20 protein-coding genes are annotated in these 20,992 nt (G+C 61.3%); 6 read left to right on the top strand and 14 right to left on the bottom strand.

Annotation, left to right across the window (positions count from 1 at the left end; translation table 11 throughout):
• Positions 1-90 precede the first annotated feature (90 nt).
• On the bottom strand, positions 91-462 hold the full coding sequence (locus AC3B5Q_RS25510; RefSeq protein WP_003253343.1) for a COG4315 family predicted lipoprotein: 372 nt from the start codon (positions 460-462) through the stop codon (positions 91-93).
• A 173-nt stretch (positions 463-635) separates the two neighbouring features.
• On the opposite strand from AC3B5Q_RS25510, the gene phoB reads away from it, so the two are divergent.
• The 3 genes from phoB to AC3B5Q_RS25525 all read left to right on the top strand — a co-directional run bounded on the left by phoB (position 636) and on the right by AC3B5Q_RS25525 (position 4,195).
• Positions 636-1,325 (top strand): phosphate regulon transcriptional regulator PhoB, encoded by a 690-nt coding sequence (phoB, locus tag AC3B5Q_RS25515; RefSeq protein WP_003253341.1) that lies wholly within the window; start codon positions 636-638, stop codon positions 1,323-1,325.
• A gap of 48 nt (positions 1,326-1,373) precedes the next feature.
• Positions 1,374-2,681 (top strand): phosphate regulon sensor histidine kinase PhoR, encoded by a 1,308-nt coding sequence (gene phoR / locus AC3B5Q_RS25520; RefSeq protein WP_021785265.1) that lies wholly within the window; start codon positions 1,374-1,376, stop codon positions 2,679-2,681.
• A gap of 173 nt (positions 2,682-2,854) precedes the next feature.
• A complete protein-coding gene (locus AC3B5Q_RS25525; protein ID WP_021785266.1) occupies positions 2,855-4,195 on the top strand; it encodes a hemolysin family protein in 1,341 nt (446 codons plus the stop codon).
• Between the two features lie 12 nt (positions 4,196-4,207).
• Here the strand turns inward: AC3B5Q_RS25525 and AC3B5Q_RS25530 are convergent, their stop codons facing one another.
• The 8 genes from AC3B5Q_RS25530 to AC3B5Q_RS25565 all read right to left on the bottom strand — a co-directional run bounded on the left by AC3B5Q_RS25530 (position 4,208) and on the right by AC3B5Q_RS25565 (position 14,720).
• Entirely contained in the window at positions 4,208-5,104 is an 897-nt protein-coding gene (locus AC3B5Q_RS25530) for a M23 family metallopeptidase (protein WP_021785267.1), read from the bottom strand.
• 146 nt (positions 5,105-5,250) lie between these two features.
• Positions 5,251-6,141, bottom strand: coding sequence for a response regulator (locus AC3B5Q_RS25535; protein ID WP_488392779.1), 891 nt, complete (start codon positions 6,139-6,141; stop codon positions 5,251-5,253).
• Positions 6,142-6,303: 162 nt separating this feature from the next.
• Entirely contained in the window at positions 6,304-7,074 is a 771-nt protein-coding gene (gene phoU / locus AC3B5Q_RS25540; protein WP_021785269.1) for a phosphate signaling complex protein PhoU, read from the bottom strand.
• Between the two features lie 101 nt (positions 7,075-7,175).
• Entirely contained in the window at positions 7,176-8,009 is an 834-nt protein-coding gene (gene pstB / locus AC3B5Q_RS25545) for a phosphate ABC transporter ATP-binding protein PstB (protein WP_021785270.1), read from the bottom strand.
• Between the two features lie 72 nt (positions 8,010-8,081).
• Complete coding sequence (gene pstA / locus AC3B5Q_RS25550; RefSeq protein ID WP_172402835.1) at positions 8,082-9,698, bottom strand: phosphate ABC transporter permease PstA; 1,617 nt, start codon at positions 9,696-9,698, stop codon at positions 8,082-8,084.
• 71 nt (positions 9,699-9,769) lie between these two features.
• Entirely contained in the window at positions 9,770-12,058 is a 2,289-nt protein-coding gene (locus tag AC3B5Q_RS25555; protein ID WP_021785272.1) for an ABC transporter permease subunit, read from the bottom strand.
• Positions 12,059-12,196: 138 nt separating this feature from the next.
• On the bottom strand, positions 12,197-13,195 hold the full coding sequence (locus AC3B5Q_RS25560) for a phosphate ABC transporter substrate-binding protein PstS (protein ID WP_021785273.1): 999 nt from the start codon (positions 13,193-13,195) through the stop codon (positions 12,197-12,199).
• 235 nt (positions 13,196-13,430) lie between these two features.
• A complete protein-coding gene (locus AC3B5Q_RS25565; protein WP_103469564.1) occupies positions 13,431-14,720 on the bottom strand; it encodes an MFS transporter in 1,290 nt (429 codons plus the stop codon).
• Between the two features lie 361 nt (positions 14,721-15,081).
• On the opposite strand from AC3B5Q_RS25565, the gene AC3B5Q_RS25570 reads away from it, so the two are divergent.
• Together AC3B5Q_RS25570 and AC3B5Q_RS25575 are read left to right on the top strand one after the other, a co-directional pair.
• On the top strand, positions 15,082-15,480 hold the full coding sequence (locus AC3B5Q_RS25570; RefSeq protein ID WP_003253317.1) for an acyl-CoA thioesterase: 399 nt from the start codon (positions 15,082-15,084) through the stop codon (positions 15,478-15,480).
• A gap of 71 nt (positions 15,481-15,551) precedes the next feature.
• Positions 15,552-16,448: a D-hexose-6-phosphate mutarotase gene (locus AC3B5Q_RS25575; protein WP_021785275.1), complete on the top strand. Its 897-nt coding sequence runs from the start codon at positions 15,552-15,554 to the stop codon at positions 16,446-16,448.
• 123 nt (positions 16,449-16,571) lie between these two features.
• Here the strand turns inward: AC3B5Q_RS25575 and AC3B5Q_RS25580 are convergent, their stop codons facing one another.
• The 4 genes from AC3B5Q_RS25580 to purE all read right to left on the bottom strand — a co-directional run bounded on the left by AC3B5Q_RS25580 (position 16,572) and on the right by purE (position 19,092).
• Positions 16,572-17,105, bottom strand: a complete 534-nt coding sequence (locus tag AC3B5Q_RS25580) for a DUF3299 domain-containing protein (protein WP_003253310.1) — start codon at positions 17,103-17,105, stop codon at positions 16,572-16,574.
• Between the two features lie 48 nt (positions 17,106-17,153).
• Entirely contained in the window at positions 17,154-17,399 is a 246-nt protein-coding gene (locus AC3B5Q_RS25585) for a GlsB/YeaQ/YmgE family stress response membrane protein (protein ID WP_010955824.1), read from the bottom strand.
• Positions 17,400-17,507: 108 nt separating this feature from the next.
• Positions 17,508-18,590 carry a 5-(carboxyamino)imidazole ribonucleotide synthase gene (locus tag AC3B5Q_RS25590; RefSeq protein WP_021785277.1) on the bottom strand — a complete coding sequence of 361 codons (1,083 nt, stop codon included), beginning with the start codon at positions 18,588-18,590 and terminating at the stop codon, positions 17,508-17,510.
• A 10-nt stretch (positions 18,591-18,600) separates the two neighbouring features.
• Positions 18,601-19,092: a 5-(carboxyamino)imidazole ribonucleotide mutase gene (gene purE / locus AC3B5Q_RS25595; RefSeq protein ID WP_003253304.1), complete on the bottom strand. Its 492-nt coding sequence runs from the start codon at positions 19,090-19,092 to the stop codon at positions 18,601-18,603.
• Positions 19,093-19,360: 268 nt separating this feature from the next.
• Between purE and AC3B5Q_RS25600 the strand changes: the two genes are divergently transcribed.
• Entirely contained in the window at positions 19,361-19,987 is a 627-nt protein-coding gene (locus AC3B5Q_RS25600) for a zinc-dependent metalloprotease family protein (RefSeq protein WP_021785278.1), read from the top strand.
• Here the strand turns inward: AC3B5Q_RS25600 and AC3B5Q_RS25605 are convergent.
• On the bottom strand, positions 19,979-20,896 hold the full coding sequence (locus AC3B5Q_RS25605) for a LysR substrate-binding domain-containing protein (protein WP_162149607.1): 918 nt from the start codon (positions 20,894-20,896) through the stop codon (positions 19,979-19,981). The two genes, AC3B5Q_RS25600 and AC3B5Q_RS25605, sit on opposite strands and share 9 nt — an antisense overlap.
• Positions 20,897-20,992: the final 96 nt, after the last annotated feature.

Consider the following 20,992-nt stretch of genomic DNA (forward strand, 5'->3'; position numbering starts at 1 on the left):
GACACAAGGCCGCACACATTGATCAGCGTACGTCGAACCATGTGGGAGCGGCCTTGTGTCGCGATGGGCCGCACAGCGGCCCCGGCTGTCTCAAGGCTTGGCAACGTGCCAGACGTCTTTCATGCCGTCACCGGTCATGTCACCGGCCTTCTTGTCCTTGATGAAGGTATACAGCGGCTTGCCGTCGTAAGCCCACTGCATCGACCCGTCGTCACGCTCTACATGGGTCCATTTATCCTTCGGTGCTTCGTCTTCTTTCTTGACCATCAACGGTGGCCAGTTCTTGGCGCACTCGCCATTGCACATCGACTTGCCACCCGCATCCTTGTCAAAGGTGTACAGGGTCATGCCGGCATCATCGACCCACTTGCCATCCTTCTCCATGGCATGGTGGGCCAACGCCACCCCCGGGAGCGCCAACGCAGTGAAAAGGGCCATCCAGCTCAGCGTATGTCGTGTCATTGGATTCACCATTGTTTCGGGGGGAAATGGGTTCGGGTTGCCATTAAAGCGGCCCTCTGTAGCCTAGTTCAGTCATGGAATGTCGCCAGAACGGCCAACACCCTGTCACACAGCTGCAATAATTCCGTTATCTAATGCGGGCCAAGACACCGAATCCAGGAGAGGTTTTGAGCATGGTAGGCAGGAACATTCTGATCGTCGACGACGAAGCGCCCATTCGCGAGATGATCGCCGTTGCCCTGGAAATGGCCGGCTATGACTGCCTGGAAGCGGAAAACTCGCAACAGGCCCATGCGATCATCGTCGACCGCAAACCGGACCTGATCCTGCTCGACTGGATGCTGCCGGGCACCTCCGGCATCGAGCTGGCCCGCCGCCTGAAGCGCGACGAGTTGACCGGTGATATCCCGATCATCATGCTCACCGCCAAGGGTGAAGAGGACAACAAGATCCAGGGCCTGGAAGTGGGCGCCGACGACTACATCACCAAGCCGTTCTCGCCGCGTGAACTGGTAGCGCGATTGAAAGCCGTGCTGCGCCGCACTGGCCCGAGCGACAGCGAGGCGCCGATCGAGGTCGGTGGCCTGCTGCTCGATCCGATCAGCCACCGCGTGACCATCGACGGCAAGCCGGCCGAGATGGGCCCTACCGAATACCGCCTGCTGCAGTTTTTCATGACCCACCAGGAACGCGCCTATACCCGAGGCCAACTGCTGGACCAGGTGTGGGGCGGCAACGTCTATGTCGAGGAACGTACCGTCGACGTGCACATCCGTCGCTTGCGCAAGGCACTGGGTGAGGCTTACGAGAATCTGGTACAAACCGTCCGGGGCACTGGCTACCGCTTCTCGACCAAGAGCTGATCGAGTTCCAGAGCGCCAAGCTGCACGTCGTTGTACAAGGACCGTCAATTGAACCAGAACTGGCACGCAACCCTGATTCGCCATCTGCTGTTGCTGATTACCATCTGCCTGATCGGCGGGCTGGTAAGCGGCTACTACGGCTGGAGCCTGGCCATTGGCCTGGCGCTCTATCTGGGCTGGACCCTCAAGCAACTGCTGCGCTTGCACGACTGGCTGCGCAATCACCAACCCGACGAAGCACCGCCCGATGGCTACGGCCTGTGGGGCGAGGTATTCGATAGCATCTACCACCTGCAACGCCGCGACCAGCGCGTGCGGGGCCGCCTACAGGCAGTGATCGACCGGGTGCAGGAGTCCACCGCCGCACTGCGTGACGCGGTAATCATGCTCGACAGCGACGGCAACCTGGAATGGTGGAACCGCGCCGCCGAGACCCTGCTGGGCTTCAAGACACCACAGGACGGTGGCCAGCAGGTGACCAATCTGGTGCGCCACCCGCTCTTCAAAGAGTACTTCGAGGCGGAAAACTACCTCGAACCGCTGGAAATCCCTTCGCCGATCAATGACCGCATGCGCGTGCAGTTGCACATCACCCGCTACGGCAACAATGAACACCTGATGCTGGTGCGCGATGTCACCCGCATCCACCAGCTGGAACAGATGCGCAAGGACTTCGTCGCCAACGTGTCCCACGAGCTGCGCACACCACTGACGGTAATCACCGGCTACCTGGAAACCCTGCTGGACAACGTCGAAGACGTGAACCCGCGGTGGAGCCGCGCCCTGCAGCAGATGAGCCAGCAAGGCTCGCGCATGCAAACCCTGCTCAACGATTTATTGCTACTGGCCAAACTGGAAGCCACCGATTACCCATCGGACAACCAGCCGGTGGCAGTCGATGCCCTGCTCGCCGCCATCAAGAACGACGCCCAGGCCCTGTCCGGGCCGCGCAACCAGCACATCAGCCTGGAAGCTGCGCCCGGCGTGAAGCTGAAGGGCAGCGAGTCGGAACTGCGCAGTGCCTTTTCCAATCTGGTGTTCAATGCAGTCAAGTACACCCAGGACGAAGGCAACATCCGCATCCGCTGGTGGGTCGATGCCCAGGGCGCTCATCTGTCGGTGCAGGACTCGGGGGTGGGCATCGATGCCAAGCACTTGCCACGCCTGACCGAGCGTTTCTACCGGGTAGACTCCAGCCGTGCATCGAATACCGGCGGGACCGGGTTGGGGCTCGCAATCGTCAAGCATGTGCTGATGCGCCACCGCGGCAAGCTGGAAATCAGCAGTGTACCGGGGCATGGCAGCACCTTTACCTGTCACTTTGCGCCAGCACAATTGGCCAACGAAAAGGCTTGAGATTGGCGCTGATGCGCAGCCCTTCGCGGGCCCGCCCGCTCCCGCAGGGACCGCAATAAATCCGCTGCCCTTTGCTTTTGCGGCCCCAGCCGCTACATTGGATTCCCCGTGCCAGCAAAAGCTGGCACTTTTTTTCTCTCTATCTCAAAGACGGACCCCGTAAAAACTCCATCATGGACCCTTCCTCTGGTATCAGCCTCACCTCGTTATTCGCCGATTTCGGCATGATCATCTTTGCCTTCCTGCTGGTGCTGCTCAACGGCTTCTTCGTTGCTGCGGAGTTCGCCATGGTCAAGCTGCGCGCCACACGCGTGGAGGCCATCGCCGAAAAGCACGGCTGGCGCGGCAACATCCTGCGCAAGGTTCACAACCAGCTCGACGCCTACCTGTCAGCCTGCCAGTTGGGTATCACCCTTGCCTCGCTGGGCCTGGGCTGGGTGGGTGAGCCCGCCTTCGCCCACCTGCTGGAGCCATTGCTGGCCTATTTCGGCGTGGACAGCGCCGAGCTGGTCAAGGGGATCTCGTTCTTCGTCGCCTTCTTCGTCATCTCGTACCTGCACATCGTGGTCGGCGAGCTGGCACCCAAGTCCTGGGCCATCCGCAAGCCAGAGCTGCTGTCGCTGTGGACTGCGGTACCGCTCTACCTGTTCTACTGGGCAATGTACCCGGCCATCTACCTGCTCAATGCCAGTGCCAACACCATCCTGCGCATTGCCGGCCAGGGCGAGCCTGGCCCGCACCACGAACACCACTACAGCCGCGAAGAGCTCAAGCTGATCCTGCACTCCAGCCGTGGTCAGGACCCAAGCGACCAAGGCATGCGCGTGCTGGCCTCGGCCGTGGAAATGGGCGAGCTGGAAGTGGTCGACTGGGCCAACTCGCGCGAGGACATGATCAGCATCGACGCCCATGCGCCTCTGAAGCAGATCCTGGCTCTGGTGCGCCGCCACAAGTTCAGCCGCTACCCGGTATACGACGCCGAGCGCGAAGAATTCACCGGCCTGCTGCACATCAAGGACCTGCTGCTGGAGCTGGCTGAGCTGGAGCACTTGCCAGAGACCATCGACCTGGAGGACCTTGCCCGGCCACTCGAACGCGTGTCGCGGCACATGCCCTTGGCCCAGCTGCTGGAGCAGTTCCGTAAGGGCGGGGCGCACTTCGTGCTGGTAGAAGAGGCCGATGGCAAGGTGATCGGCTACCTGACCATGGAAGACGTGCTGGAAGTGCTGGTGGGCGACATCCAGGACGAGCACCGCAAGACCGAGCGAGGCATTCTCGCCTACCAGCCGGGCAAGCTGCTGGTGCGCGGGGACACCCCGCTGTTCAAGGTCGAGCGCCTGCTGGGTATCGACCTTGACCACATCGAGGCGGAAACCCTGGCCGGGCTGATCTACGAGACGCTCAAGCGCGTCCCTGAAGAAGAGGAAGTGCTGGAGGTCGAAGGGCTGCGCATCATCATCAAGAAGATGAAAGGGCCCAAGATCGTACTGGCCAAGGTGCTGAAGCTGGATTGATGGTCCAATCGGTCAGGGGTTGCCGGCAGTGAAATCCGGCATCCCGCTGATCGGCCTGGCGAAGCGGTAAGGTATCGATTCCAGCGCCAACCCCACATTGCGCTGCACCACAAAATGCAGGTGCGGCCCAGTGCTGTTGCCGGTATTGCCCGACTTGGCCAGCATCTGGCCCTGCCGTACCCTTTGCCCCTCCGCCACCACCACCGAACCGCGCATCAGGTGAAGGTATACGCCCATGGTGCCATCCGGGTGCAAAATCCTGACAAAGTTGCCCGAGGGGTTTGGGCCGCGCCCGCTCTGGCTGTTCTCCGTCTTCACCACCACCCCTTCCCGCGCGGCGATGATGGTGGTGCCTTCGGGCATGGCGACATCCATGGCGTAGCGCCCTTTGGGTCCAAAATGACTGACGCGGCCATTGGGGCCCTGAGTGACGCGGAACGGCCCGCCAATCCACGGGAACGCATAGCGGAAGCCCTGGGGCCGCTTACCCGGGTCACCCATGGCCTGCAGCAGGGTCGAACGGTAGTTCAGCAGCAGCCCGGGCCGCCCCCTGAGCACACTGAGCATCTGCGTGCTGCGCGGCGGCAGCAGCCGACGCACAATACGCGGGGCATCGCCGCCTTGTGCGTTGACCAGGTTGTCCAGCCGCAACTCTACCTCTACCGGCACGTGCAGCTCGTTACGTGCGGAAAAGCTCACACCACCGTCGAAGGTTTTCGCATTCAGCCGCACTTGGCCTTCGAGCGTTTCGACCATGGGCTCGCGCAGCACCAAGGGCTTGGCGCCGGGGCCAGGCCGGTCAGAATAGGAGATGACACCGGAATCGTCGGTGATCTTGTAGAGCGTCACGCCCTGGCTCGACGCTGAGGCCATGAGTAATGCACAGAACAGCAGCAGGCGGGCGGGCATGATAGTGGCTTTTTGACAGTTATGATCTGTCGAAGCCTAGCAGCGGGTTTTACGGTCTGTATTGCAGTTGGTCGGATGGGGCGAGGCAGGCTTTTGGCAGGAGCAGCCTTGTGCTGCGCCTGCCAAAAGCATGGCGCGGGGCCGGGTCAGGCACCAGGGGTGAAGTGCTTCTGCGCAGTGCCGCGGGCGATCAACCGAGAAAGGTAGTCGAGCTTCTGGGCATCCTGGTCGACAAACTTGAACGTCAACTGTAACCAGTCACTGTCAGGTTTTGGCTCCAACGCCGCGACAGCATGCAGGTAGCCGTTCAGGCGAGCGACTTCGGCACTTTCGCCCTGCTCCAAGTCCAGCACCGCACCTTCCAGCACCTGTGGCAGCGCTTCGCTGCGGCGTACCACCAGCAGTGCCTCTTTCAGGCTCAACGCCTTGATCACGCATGGCTGCGTGCCGCTGGCCAGGCGCAACTGGCCCTGGCCACGGCCGCTTGGCGCGGGGGCAGCCGGTGCGGGAGCCGCGACCAAAGGCTTGGCCGACGCTGGCGCTGGCGCCGCAACCTTGACCGCTTCCGGCTTACCCGCAGTCAACGCGTTCAACGAATCGTTGGCAAACGCCGAGTTGGCTCGCGCCGGGCCGATGGCCATCAGGCTGTCGAGCTTGCCGATCTTGGTCAGGGCTTTCTTAACCTTGGTCAGCAGTTGCTCGTTGGTGAACGGCTTGCCTACAAAATCGGAAACGCCCGCCTGGATCGCCTGAATGACGTTTTCCTTGTCGCCACGGCTGGTCACCATGATGAACTGCAGTTTCTTCAGTGCAGGCTGCTGACGGCACCAGGTCAGCAGTTCCAAGCCAGACATTTCCGGCATCTCCCAGTCGCACAGGACCAGGTCGAACGCTTCCTTACCGAGCATGACCATGGCCTTGCGACCGTTGACCGCGTCTTCGATGGCCATACCCGGGAAGGCATTGCGCAGACACTTGCGGACCAGGTCACGGATAAACGGGGCGTCATCCACGACCAGCACATTCACTTTACTCATCGATACTCCTTATGAATCCCGTCTAGCCTACTGCCAATGATGGCCACTTGCTACAACCTGGTCACGCCGGGACTTCTTCACATCGTTCGCGGGTGCCTGCCGGCTCTCGACCGCAAACGAAAACGCCCGGCCAAGGCCGGGCGTCGATGCTCGGGAGCAACCTTACTTATCGTCAGATTCGCCCGGAACATTAGCCTTTTCACCGTTGGCGACTGCAGTGCCCTGCACCTCTGCCGTCATGCGCTTGAGCCCCATGTGGCGCACATCGGTGCCGCGCACCAGGTAGATCACCAGTTCGGAGATGTTGCGCGCATGGTCGCCAATACGCTCCAGCGAGCGCAGCACCCAGATCACGCTCAGCACCCGCGAGATAGAGCGCGGGTCTTCCATCATGTAGGTCACCAGCTCACGCAGCGCGGTCTTGTACTCGCGGTCGATGGTCTTGTCGTACTGGGCCACCGACAGCGCCAGGTCGGCGTCGAAGCGGGCAAAGGCGTCCAGCGCATCACGGACCATGTTGCGCACCTGGTCGCCAATGTGGCGCACCTCGACATAACCTCGCGGCGACTCGCCCTCTTCGCACAGCTGGATGGCGCGGCGGGCGATCTTGGTCGACTCGTCACCGATGCGTTCCAGGTCGATCACCGACTTGGAAATGCTGATGATCAGGCGCAGGTCGGAGGCCGCCGGCTGTCGGCGAGCGAGGATGCGCAAGCACTCCTCGTCGATGTTGCGCTCCATCTGGTTGATCTGCTCATCGACCTCGCGCACCTGCTGGGCCAGACCTGAGTCGGCTTCGATCAGCGCGGTAACCGCGTCGTTGACCTGCTTTTCCACCAGCCCGCCCATGGCCAGCAGGTGGCTACGCACCTCTTCGAGCTCGGCGTTGAACTGCTGGGAAATGTGATGGGTAAGGCTATCTTTGTTGATCATCTTTTTGTCCTTTGGTAGCGCGGCCCTGTAGGAGCGGGTTCACCCGCGAACACCGGCAACGCCGGTGCCAGACACCGAGGTGCCTGTTTCGCGAGCGGCGCTTAGCCGTAGCGACCGGTGATGTAGTCTTCGGTCTGCTTCTTCGCCGGGTTGGTGAACAGGGTATCGGTATCCCCGAATTCGACCAGCTTGCCCATGTACATGAACGCGGTGTAGTCCGAAACACGCGCCGCCTGCTGCATGTTGTGGGTCACGATGACGATGGTGTACTTGGATTTCAATTCGTAGATCAGTTCTTCGACCTTCAAGGTCGAGATCGGGTCCAGCGCCGAGCACGGTTCGTCAAGCAGCAGCACCTCTGGTTCCACGGCAATGGTGCGGGCGATGACAAGGCGCTGCTGCTGGCCACCGGACAGGCCCAGCGCCGACTCGTGCAGGCGGTCCTTGACTTCGTCCCACAAGGCCGCGCCCTTCAATGCCCACTCGACTGCTTCATCAAGCACGCGCTTCTTGTTGATGCCCTGGATGCGCAGGCCGTAGACCACGTTCTCGTAGATGGTCTTGGGGAACGGGTTCGGCTTCTGGAACACCATGCCCACGCGCCGGCGCAGTTCGGCAACGTCTTCGCCCTTGCGGTAGATGTTGTTGCCATACAGGTTGATGGCTCCTTCCACACGGCAACCGTCAACCAGGTCGTTCATCCGGTTGAAGGTACGCAGCAGGGTCGACTTGCCGCAGCCGGACGGGCCGATGAAGGCGGTCACACGCTGCTTTGGGATGTTCATCTGTACGTCGAACAGCGCTTGCTTGTCGCCATAGAACAGGCTCAGGCCCGGCACTTCGATGGCCACGGTTTCTTCAGCCAGGCGCAGGCTCTGCTTGTTGCGGCCCAAGGCAGACATGTCGATGCCATGGGTGTGGGAATCTTGCTGCATGGTCAACTCCATACGCTATCAATTCGTTTCAAAGGGCCGCCCGGCTTACGGGCGGCGCGCTTGCAATCAGGGTCAGCTGTCCAGCGCCTTGTACTTCTCGCGCAGGTGGTTGCGGATCCACACGGCAGAGAGGTTGAGAGTCGCGATCACCAGCACCAGCAGCAACGCAGTGGCATATACCAGCGGCCGCGCGGCTTCGACGTTCGGGCTCTGGAAGCCGACGTCATAGATGTGGAAGCCCAGGTGCATGATCTTCTGGTCCAGGTGCAGGTACGGGTAGTTACCATCCACGGGCAGCGACGGCGCCAGCTTTACCACACCCACCAGCATCAGCGGCGCCACTTCGCCGGCGGCACGGGCCACGGCGAGGATCATGCCGGTCATCATGGCCGGGCTGGCCATGGGCAGGACAATTTTCCACAGGGTCTCGGCCTTGGTTGCGCCCAGCGCCAGCGAGCCTTCACGCACGGTGCGCGGGATACGCGCCAGGCCTTCTTCGGTGGCCACGATAACCACCGGCACCGCCAGCAATGCCAGGGTCAGCGATGCCCACAGCAGGCCCGGAGTACCCAGCGTCGGCGCCGGCAGTGCTTCCGGGAAGAACAGGCGGTCGATCGAGCCACCCAGTACGTAGACAAAGAAACCCAGACCGAACACACCGTAGACGATCGCAGGAACACCGGCCAGGTTGTTCACCGCAATGCGGATAAGCCGGGTGACCGGGCCCTGCCTGGCGTACTCACGCAGGTACACAGCAGCCAGCACGCCGAACGGGGTGACGATCACGGCCATGATCAGGGTCATCATCACGGTACCGAATATGGCCGGGAAGATACCGCCTTCAGTGTTGGCTTCACGCGGGTCTTCGCTGAGGAACTCCCACACTTTGGTGAAGTAGCTACCCAGCTTGGTGAAGCCCGACATCGCGTTCGGCCGGATGGCATGCACCACTTTGCTCAGGTTGATCTCCACTTCTCGGCCGTTGGCATCGCGGGCCACCAGGCTGTCACGGGCAAAGGCCTGGTGCAGGCCGGTCAGGCGGTCTTCAATGGCCTTGTAGCGGCTATTCAGTTCGGCACGGTCGGCGTCCATATCGGCCTGTGCAGCGGCGTCCAGCTTGCCGTCCAGCTCCAGCTTGCGCGCCTGCAAGCGCAGGCGCTCGAGGCCATGGTTGATGGCACCGATGTCCTTCTTCTCGAGGCTTTGCAGCTCGTTGTTGAGTTGGTTGGCGCGCTTGAGACGGGCCTGCAGTTCGTTCCAGGCGGCAGGCCCCTCGGCGACTACGCGGCCTTCTTCCTTGACGCTGACCAGGTAGCCGTAAAAATTGCCCCACTCGCGGCGCTCCAGGGCCATCAGATCGGCCGGGTGCTGTTCATCGACCAGCCAGTCGCCGACCACCCAGGTGAAGTCGCTACCATTGAGGTCGCGGTTACCCACCTTGATAAGCTCCCGGGTCATGAACTCCGGGCCTTGGTCAGGCACCGGCAGGCCAGCCCCCTTCAGACGAGCCCGGGGTACTTCCTCCTTCTGCACCACTTCGCCAATGACGACGTGATCGGCCTGGCCCGGCACCTTGTAGGTGGCCTGGACAAGATCGGCCGGCCAGAAGTGGCCCAGGCCGCGCACGGCGATCACCGCCAGCAGGCCGACGGTCATGATCACGGCCATGGCCACCGCGCCGCCGCTCATCCAGACGCCTGGGGCGCCGCTCTTGAACCAGCCTTTGAGGGAATCCTTTTTCACGGATCGCTACCTTTCTATCAAAGCGACGAGTATTTCTTGCGCAGACGCTGGCGAATCAGCTCGGCCAAGGTGTTCATGACGAAGGTGAACATCAGCAGCACCAAAGCAGCGAGGAACAGCACGCGATAGTGGCTGCCACCGACTTCCGACTCCGGCATTTCCACGGCCACGTTGGCGGCCAGGGTGCGCATGCCCTCGAACAGGTTCATCTCCATCACCGGTGTGTTGCCGGTGGCCATCAGCACGATCATGGTCTCGCCGACTGCACGGCCCAAGCCGATCATCAGCGCTGAGAAGATGCCCGGGCTGGCGGTGAGGATCACCACACGGGTCAGGGTCTGCCAAGGCGTCGCGCCCAAGGCCAGCGAGCCCAGGGTCAGACTGCGCGGCACACTGAACACGGCGTCTTCAGCAATCGAGTAGATGTTCGGAATGACCGCGAAGCCCATGGCAATACCGACCACCAGGGCGTTGCGCTGGTCGTAGGTGATACCTAAGTCGTTGGTGATCCACAGGCGCATGTCACCGCCGAAGAACCAGCTTTCCAGGTGCGGGCTCATGGTCAGGGCGAACCAGCCGGTAAACAGGATGACCGGAATCAGGATCGCCGCTTCCCAACCATCCGGCACGCGCAGGCGGATCGACTCCGGCAGCCGGCTCCAGACAAAGCCGGCCAGCAGGATACCGATCGGCATCAGCAGGAACAGGCTGAACACACCGGGCAAGTGGCCTTCCAGGTACGGGGCCAAAAACAGGCCGGCGAAGAAGCCAAGGATCACCGTCGGCATCGCTTCCATCAGCTCGATCACCGGCTTGACCTTGCGGCGCATGCGCGGGGCCATGAAGTAGGCGGTATAGATGGCTGCAGCAATGGCCAGCGGGGCGGCCAGGATCATGGCGTAGAACGCGGCCTTCAAGGTACCGAAGGTCAGCGGCGACAGGCTCAGTTTGGGCTCGAAGTCAGTGTTCGAAGCGGTCGATTGCCAGACGTATTTCGGCTCGTCATAGTTCTCGTACCACACCTTGCCCCACAGCGCGCTGAACGAAACCTCCGGGTGCGGGTTGCGCAGGCTCAACGGCAACAACTTGCCGCCTTCTTCGATAATGATTCGGTTGGCGCGTGGCGACAGGGCCAGGGTGCCAGGGCCTTCGGCAGCCTGCTCAACCAGCAGGGTTCGGTGTGCAGTGCTGTGGAACACGCCCAGTTTGCCTTCGGCGTCCAAGGCGATGAAGCCTTTGCGGCGCTCTTCGGCGTCGATCTGCACGATCGGTGCCTTGCCCATCTGGAAGGTACGGATCTGCTTGAAGCGCGATTCTCCATCCGGGTCACGGGCCATGAACCATTGGGCCAGCCCGCCCTTGGAGTCACCGATGATCAGCGAAATGCCACCAACCAGCTGGGCGGTGGCGGTAATTTCGGTGTCGGCGCTTTCAGACAGCTTATAACGGCCATTGAGGCTCTTGTCGCGCAGGCTGAACACATCGGCCGTGGCGCGACCGTTGATCACGTACAGCCAGTGCTGGCGTGGGTCGATGAAGATATTCTTCACCGTTTCGGTCATTTGCGGCAGTTCGATGCGGTTCTGCTCGGTGGTGACCTCTTCGGTCATCATGTTTTCCGTGCGGGTCAGCTCGACCACCTGCAGCTGAGCACCGGTAGAGCCGGCCAGCAGCAGAGTGTCACCATTGACGTTGACGCTGACGTGGTCCAGCGCACGCCCCTGCTCGTCGAGCACGAACGATTGCTCGCCGTACGGATAGTCGATGCCAGGGGTGATGGTTTTCTTGTTGTCCGGGTAGGTGATCTTGTAGGTGTGGTGGAACACCAGGGCCTGACCATTGGACAAGCCCAGAACCACCAGCGCGCTGCCCGGCTGGTCAGTACTGATGGAAGTAACCTGGGTGTCCGCCGGCACTGCCAGATCGACACGCTTGAGTTCGTTACCGGTCTTGGTATCGAAGAACAATGCCTGGCCCTTGTCCGAAACACGCATCCCCACCTGATTCTGCTCTTCAAGCGCGATCATCAGTGGCTTACCGGCATCCTGCTGCAGCCATGTCGGCTCCAGGGCTTTCTTGCTGGTCAGCTCGGCACCCTGGAACAGTGGCAACACCACATAGGCCAGGTAGAAGAAGATCAACGTGATTGCCGCCAATACGGCAAGCCCGCCTACCAGTACATACCAGCGGGTCAGGCGGTCCTTGAGCGCGCGCATGCGACGCTTGCGTTGCAACTCGGGCGTATTGAAATCAATGCGCACGGGCTGGGAGTTTTGGGTCATGTTGGAATTGGCCAGATCATTCATGCGCACACCCTAGCGGTCCCGTGTGACAAAAACATTACAAAGTGGTGACGCGCGAAAGCCCGCCGCACAGGGAACCTGGCTTCGGACTGGAAATTCGTGGAAGAGGCCGGGCTGTGGCACCGGCCTCTTCTTAATTACTTACTTCTTTGCAACGTTACCGGCGTGCGACAGGCCCAGGTCAGCCAGGGTCTTGTCGACGACTTTGGCTGGCAGCGGGATGTAACCATCCTTCACCACCACCTGCTGGCCCGCTTGCGACAGCACCAGCTTGACGAACTCGGCTTCCAGCGGGGCCAGAGGCTTGTTCGGCGCCTTGTTGACATAAACGTAAAGGAAGCGCGACAGCGGGTAGGTGCCGTTCAGGGCGTTGGCTTCATTGTCTTCAATAAATTCACCGCCGTCTTTCTTGGCCAGGGCTACGGTCCTGACGCTGGCGGTCTTGTAACCGATGCCCGAGTAGCCGATGCCGTTCAGCGAGGAGCTGATCGACTGAACGACCGAAGCCGAGCCAGGCTGTTCGTTGACGTTAGGCTTGAAGTCGCCTTTGCACAGCGCTTCTTCCTTGAAGTAGCCGTAGGTGCCCGATACCGAGTTGCGGCCGAACAACTGAATTGGCTTGTTGGCCAGGTCGCCGGTCACACCGACGTCGCCCCAGGTCTTGATCTCGGCCTTGCCACCGCACAGGCGAGTGGAGGAGAAGATGGCGTCAACCTGAGCCATGGTCAGGCCCTTGATCGGGTTGTCCTTGTGCACGAACACGGCCAGGGCGTCGACGGCGACCGGGATGGCGGTCGGCTTGTAGCCGTACTTCTGCTCGAAGGCTTGCAGCTCGACATCCTTCATCTTGCGGCTCATCGGGCCGAGGTTGGCGGTGCCTTCGGTCAGCGCGGGTGGCGCGGTAGAGGAGCCGGCAGCCTGGATCTGGATGTTTACGTTCGGATATTCCTTCTTGTAGGCCTCGGCCCACAGAGTCATGAGGTTCGCGAGGGTGTCGGAACCGACGCTGGAGAGGTTGCCCGAAACACCGGTGGTCTTGGTGTAGGTCGGGATCGCAGGATCGACAGCGGCTACCGCGTTGGCGGTTGCAACGCCAGCGGCGGCAAAGGTAAGGGCCGCCATCAAACGCTTCAGTTTCATGCCTTGCTCCTAGCAGGAATATTGGGGTGTTGGATGGAACGGGCCCAAGTATCGGCAGGCCGCATGAATACGATATGACTTCATTGTGACAATTGGATGAAAGGCCATCACTGAAAACAGGCCCGGCCTCTTCGCGGCTAAAGCCCCCCCACAGGTTCGGTGTCGGCCTTTAGGCCTGTGCAACCCCCTGTAGGATCGGCTTTAGCCGCGAAGAGGCCAGTAGCCGTAGCGCAGATCAGCGCTTGTTGGCGAGCAGGTACAGGCCCACGGCCAGACCGACGGCGCAAAGGCCTGCCACGTAGTAGGCAGGCGCCATCGGGCTCACCTTCAGCAATGCGGTCACCACCATCGGCGTCAGCCCGCCAAAGATGGCGTAGGCCACGTTGTACGAGAACGACAACCCGCTGAAACGCACCACCGCCGGGAACGCCTTGACCATGACATAAGGCACTGCGCCAATCACGCCCACGCACAGGCCGGTGACGGCATACAGTGGGAACAGCAAATCGGGGCGGGTCGGCAGGCTGTGGTAGAAGGTCCAGGAGCTGGCCAGCAGCAGCAGGCTACCGATCACGAACACCCGGCCCGCACCAAAGCGGTCAGCCAGGCTGCCGGCACCAATACAGCCGAAGCTGAGCAACACGATGGCCAGGCTGTTGGCCTTGAGCGAGTCGGTCGGGCTGATGTGGTAGAAGCTCTGCAGCAGCGCCGGGGTCATCAGGATGACCACCACGATGCCGGCTGAAAGCATCCAGGTCAGCAACATCGACAGGATGATCGGGCCACGGTGGTCGCGCAGCACAGCGCGCAGCGGCAGCTCCTCGGCCAGTGCCTTGCGTTGCTGCATTTCGGCGAACACCGGGGTTTCGTGCAGCCAACGGCGCAGGTACACCGAGAACAGGCCGAACACACCGCCAAGCAGGAACGGAATACGCCAGGCGTAGTCAGCCACTTCTTCCGCGCTGTACACGCTGTTGATCAGGGTCGCTACCAGCGAGCCCAGCAGGATGCCGGCAGTCAGGCCAGCGGTCAGGGTGCCGCAGGCATAGCCGGTGTTGCGAGCCGGCACGTGCTCGGAGACGAACACCCATGCACCCGGTACTTCACCGCCGATTGCCGCGCCCTGGATGACGCGCATCAACAACAGCAGGATCGGTGCCCACATGCCGATCTGCGCATACGTCGGCAGCAACCCCATGATCAGGGTCGGCAGGGCCATCATGAATATGCTCAAGGTGAACATCTTCTTGCGACCAAGCAAGTCACCGAAATGGGCCATGATGATGCCGCCCAGCGGCCGCGCCAGGTAACCGGCGGCGAAGATGCCGAACGTTTGCATCAGCCGCAGCCACTCGGGCATGTCGGCCGGGAAGAACAACTTGCCCACCACCGTGGCGAAGAACACGAAAATGATGAAATCGTAGAACTCCAGCGCACCGCCCAAGGCGGACAGTGAGAGGGTCTTGTAGTCGCTGCGGGTCAGCGGCCGCGAGGGCTGCTCGATACTGCTGGGCACGGAGGTCATCGCTCGTTGTTCTCTTTGTAGGGCATGCAGGCCGCTTGGCGCGCGGCTTCTGGATTGGAGACAGGCGAAGATAGCAAATTGCCGAGCTACGCCGAAAGCGATACAAAATCCACGCAGATATTCATGAATGCGCGGTCGTCGCTGGCCGTTATGCCCTATATACTGGCAGATCGTAGGATTAGGTTGCTCCTAACGTGGGATGTTGTGCGAAAACGCCGGTCACTATTGTCAGGCGGTTTCGCAGAGTTTCCCTACGGCCGCCCAGTGAAACGAAATCGGCGTAGTATGTTTCAAGCTGAATCGTTTACCCGGCCTTTGCGCCACACCAACGAAAAGCGTCACGGGTCAGAGGCCCCATCGCATGATTGAGCTCGAACAAGAAGATCCAATCCCGCAAGGCGACCTGGCCTTGCAAATCACCGCATTGCCGCGAGAAACCAACGGGTTTGGCGATATTTTTGGCGGTTGGCTGGTTGCCCAAATGGACCTGGCAGGCACGGCCATGGCCAGCCGTGTCGCCGGCGGCCGCGTAGCCACCGTAGCCATCGACCGCATGGCCTTCCTGGTACCCGTCGCGGTAGGCGCACAGCTGTCTTTCTATACCCAGACCCTGGAAATCGGCCGCAGCTCGATCCAGATGATGGTCGAAGTGTGGAGCGACGACCCGCTGTCCAGCGAATGGCGCAAGGTCACCGAAGCGGTATTCGTCTTCGTCGCCATCGACGGCAGTGGCCGTACCCGCTCCGTGCCTCGTCGCTGAGCCTCGCTGGCGGTAAACTCATTGCATGTGCCCGGGTCCAAGGCCCACTGGCAATCAATGGGACGAACGCAATGGCTACCTTTCAGGTCGTAACCGAGCAACATGGCGAACTCAACTGTTGGCGTATCAGCAGTGACCGCGCCGAACTCCTGATCGCCCAGCAGGGCGCACAGGTCCTCAGCTACCAGCAGGTAGGCGAACCGCCGCTGCTGTGGCTGAGCGACCAGGCCATCTTCCGCCAGGGCAAGTCGGTACGCGCCGGGGTACCAGTGTGCTGGCCATGGTTTGGCAACCTGCAGCGCAACCCTCAGGCCGTCCAGGCCATGTACCAGGGAACACCGGCGCCTGCCCACGGGCTTGCGCGCACGCGTGACTGGCAATTGCTGGGTATCGAGGAAGTGGGCGAAACCCTGCGGATCGAGTTCGAACTGCCTGAAGCGCAGGGCGACCTGCCGGGTTGGCCTCATGATGTCGAGCTGAAACTGGTGGTGGAGATGGGCACAGAGCTAAAACTGAGCCTGACCAGCCGCAACATGGGCAATACCCCCGTGACCATCAGCCAGGCCCTGCATAGCTACTTCGCGGTCAGCGATGTGCGCCAGGCGCGGGTCGAGGGTGTCGACGGGCTGGGTTATATCGAGACCCTGGCGGGCTGGGAACAGCGCCAGCAGCTGGGGGCACTGACGTTTGCCGGGGAGACGGACCGGATCTACCTGAACACCCCGCAGACCCTCAGCATCGTCGACACGCATTGGAGTCGGCGGATTACCTTGACCAGCAGCGGCTCGCGCTCAGCGGTGATCTGGAACCCGTGGACCGAGCGGGCCAAGGAGCTGGCGGACATGGCTGACGATGGATGGCAGCGGATGTTGTGCATCGAGACAGCCAATGTGTGGGATGACCTGGTGGAGTTGAAGCCTGGGGCGAGTCATTCGCTGAGCGTCCAGATCGGTTGTGAAAATATCTGAGCCCAACACTTTTGTTGCCGGCCTCTTCGCGGGCTTGCCCGCTCCCACAGGTAACCCACAATTTTCGAGGCTTGTGGAGAACCTGTGGGAGCGGGCAAGCCCGCGAAGAGGCCGGGCCAATTATCAAAGGTCTGCGTCTTCTACCACCCTCACCTTCCCCGCATCCAGCGCATAGGCCGCGTCGGCCAGGTCATTGCTGACCTTTTCCACCTTCAGCTTGCCGCTGACCCACAGCGGGGTGTAGATGTCATCGATCTTCAGGCCTTTCGGGTAGCGCACCAGTACCAACTGGTTGGGCGGCGGTGGCGGCACATGGATGCACGCACCCGGGTACGGCACCAGGAAGAACAACGTGCTGTTGCCCTTGGCGTCACTCTCCAGCGGCACAGGGTAGCCACCTAGGCGGATGTCCTTGCCATTCATGGCCGCAACGGTCTTGGTCGAATACATCACCGCAGGCAGGCCCTTGCTCTGCTTGAGGCCACCCTTGGCGGTAAAAGTGCCCATGGCTTCCGGTGAGTTGTGGTCGATTTCAGGCATTTGTTCCAGCGCCTTCTGGTCCGACCTGGGCATCAGCTCCAGCCAGTCGGTTTCGGGCAGTTCGGCATGGGCCAGCGTACTGGCCAACAGCAAGGGGACAAGGAAAAAGGCACGCATGAAAATGCTCGGCAACTCGAATGAATTGCCGAGCATTCTAACCAGTAATCAGCGTTTCTTGATGAATCCGTAGATCACCAGCAGGACCACGGCACCGACCAGCGCACCAAAGAAGCCCGCCGCCTGCCCAGCCTGGTATATACCCAGCGCCTGGCCGCCATAGGTAGCCAACAAGGAGCCGGCAATACCCAGCAGGATGGTCATGATCCAGCCCATGCTGTCATCGCCCGGCTTGATGAAGCGGGCCAGCAGGCCGACGATGAGGCCGATGAAGATGGTTCCAATGATACCCATGGCAATCCCTCTGCAGTGAAGTTGGAACAAGCCAAAGCCTAGACGGGCTTCGGCTTGCTGCCATATTCAGAGGGCGTGCCGCTTGCAGAAGTTCGATTCGATGCCCGATCAGTTGCTGATCAGCGCCTCTACTTCGGCAATCTTGCGCTCGAGGGTGGCCATGTCAGCGCAGCGCAGGGTGGCGTGTCCAACTTTGCGGCCAACCTTGAAGGCTTTGCCGTAGTGGTGCAGGTGGCAGTCCCCGATGGCGAGAACCTTGTCCACGGCCGGCACTTCACCGATGAAGTTGAGCATCGCGCTCTCGCCCACCTTGGCGGTCGAGCCCAGTGGCAGGCCGGCAACGGCACGCAGATGGTTCTCGAACTGGCTGCACTCGGCACCTTCGATGGTCCAGTGCCCGGAGTTGTGCACACGCGGGGCTATTTCGTTGGCCTTCAAGCCACCATCTACTTCGAAGAACTCGAAGGCCATCACGCCAACGTAATCCAGCTTCTGCAACACGCGGCCGACGTAATCTTCGGCCAGCGCCTGCAGCGGGTGTGCCTGACTGGCCACCGACAGGCGCAGGATGCCGCTCTCGTGGGTGTTGTGCACCAGCGGGTAGAAGCGGGTTTCGCCATCGCGGCCACGCACGGCCACCAGTGATACTTCGCCAGTGAACGGCACGAAGCCTTCCAGCAGGCATGGCACGCTGCCCAGCTCGGCGAAGGTACCCACCACGTCTTCTGGCGTGCGCAGCACCTTCTGGCCCTTGCCGTCGTAACCCAGGGTGCGGGTTTTCAGTACGGCCGGCAGGCCGATGCTGGCCACTGCGGCGTCCAGATCTGCCTGCGAGAGGATGTCGGCGAAGGCCGGAGTGGGGATGCCCAGGTCGCGGAACATGCTCTTTTCGAACAGGCGGTCACGGGCGATGCGCAGCGATTCGGCGCTGGGGTACACCGGCACGAACTGCGAAAGGAAGGCGACGGTCTCGGCCGGGACGCTTTCGAACTCGAAGGTGACCAGGTCGACTTCGTCGGCCAGCTGACGCAGGTGGTCCTGGTCGCCGTAGTCGGCACGCAGGTGCTCGCCCAGGGGCGCAGCGCAGGCGTCCGGTGCCGGGTCGAGGAAGGCGAAGTTCATGCCCAGCGGGGTACCCGCCAAGGCCAGCATGCGGCCCAGCTGGCCGCCACCGATTACACCGATCTTCATGGGTTGAGCCTCAAGCCTGGCGCGGGTCTGGGTTGTCCAGCACGGTGTCGGTCTGTTCCGTGCGGAACTGCTTCAACGCCGCGTGGTACTGCGGGTACTTGGCGCCCAGAATGCTGGCCGACAACAGGGCAGCGTTGACTGCACCGGCACGGCCGATGGCCAGGGTGGCAACCGGCACACCGGCAGGCATCTGCACGATCGACAGCAGCGAATCGACGCCCGACAGCATCGACGACTGAACCGGCACGCCCAGCACCGGCAGGTGGGTCTTGGCGGCGCACATGCCTGGCAGGTGGGCTGCGCCACCGGCACCGGCGATGATCACCTCGATGCCACGGCCCTCAGCCTCCTCGGCATACTGGAACAGCAGATCCGGGGTGCGGTGGGCGGAAACCACCTTCACTTCGTAGGGAATGCCGAGTTTTTCCAGCATATCGGCGGTGTGGCTAAGGGTGGACCAATCGGACTTGGAGCCCATGATCACGCCAACCAGTGCACTCATCGTCGAGCCTCTCCTGCAAGCGCCTTCTGGCGCGCTAAAAGCAACAAGCCACGCAGGTGGGCCGGCGTGGCTTGTCATACGGATTCTGAATCGACCAGTCGGCCGAAGGCGCGGGATTGTAACGTATTTAAAGGCTGGCCGCCCACCCCTACAAGCACATGCCGGATCAAAGGGCAAGCTGTCTCGTGGGACAACTTTTTCCTGCTGCCTCGGGGTCGACGAGTGCTGCACGCTCGCAGCCCTTCCTCGAGCACTTTGGTACGTCTACATGAAAACTCCATGCTTCTTCGCACTTTCGTTTGGTCTGGCACTCAGCGTGCAATTGCCTAGTGCTTCGGCAGCCCAAGCGCTCACCGTCACCGTCTATGTGCACGACGACCTGGCCGATATGCACGACGGGCAATTGAACGAAGACTTCTTCCAGCATTGGCTGAACGAAATGCGCAGTTTCAGCCAACATCCCGTCGAAGTGATATTTCAACGCAATATAAAACACATAACCGATATTGCTTATGCAGGAATGCCGTCCGAAAAGCTCCTGGATGCTTTCAGCCGGCAGGTGTATGCACAAAAGCGACACCGACTCTACTCCCTCATGGATAAACATCTCCTGCTCACCCGCAACAGCTACGATCACAGCGGCCTGAACTACAACGCCGGCTTGGCCTATTTAAAGCAGAAAACAGCCATTGCCTCTGTGGCCGCATACGGTGCTGCAGCTCATGAAATTGGCCATCTTCTAGGCGCCACCCATGAAGACGCCGAACTGAAGTTCAATGGTTGGGTGTGTGAAACGTACACGCACCCCCGTGTACCGGCACGGTCCAACTGCTACCGCTACAGCGACAGGAATCGTGCAAATATCACTGATTACCTGAAGGAGAATTCAAAGTGACGCTTCACCTTGTGCTGCAGACGACTCCAGCTTGCGCCATAGCAAGCGGACGTTAGCCTTACGCACCAGCGCGCAGCGGTACAGGCGGATTTCCAGCGGCACATGCCATTGGCTACCGCCGCAGATCGCCAGCTCACCGCGTTCGAGCTCGCCACGCATGGACAGGCGCGGCACCCAGGCGATGCCCATCCCTTCCAGGGCCATGCTCTTGAGGCTGTCGGCCATGGCGGTTTCATAGACGGTGGTATACCGCAGGTTGCGCTGGCGCAGCAGTAAGTTGACCGAGCGGCCAAGGAATGCGCCGGCGGTATAGGCCAACAATGGCACGCTGCCCTCGCCTTCCAGGTCGAACAACGGCTTGCCATCGGCACCCACGGCGCACACCGGCAGCATTTCAGTGTTGCCCATGTGCAGCGATGGGAAGATCTCGGCATCCATCTGCAAGGCCGCGTCCGGGTCGTAGAACGCCAGCATCAGGTCGCAGCCGCCTTCGCGCAGTGCATGTACGGCATCTCCGACGTTGGTCGCAACCAGGCGGGTGGCGATGTTCAAACCGTCGTTGCGCAACTGGGCCACCCAACGGGGGAAGAAGCCCGACGCCAAGGAGTGCGCCGCAGCGACTTGCACCACTTCGCCCTGCCCGCCTTCAAGATGATGCAAATGACGGAGAATTTCGCTCAACTGGTCGACAACGGTACGCGCTGTGACGAGAAATAGCTGCCCGGCCTCGGTCAGCTCGATGGGTGTGCGAGAGCGGTTAACCAGTTGCAGGCCCAACGCCGCCTCAAGGCTGCGAATGCGCCGGCTGAAGGCCGGTTGGGTAACGAAACGCCGCTCTGCCGCCTGGGAAAAACTGCGGGTAGCGGCCAGAGCGCTGAAGTCTTCCAGCCATTTGCTTTCAAGGTTCACAAAGCACATCTCCCGGCGTGCACCAAAATGGAACACGCTCGAATATCAATTGGCGTCACATGAAACACTATGCCGTTTGTGCATAGGTTAGCGTGC

This window comes from Pseudomonas sp. D5(2026) (assembly GCF_057766845.1).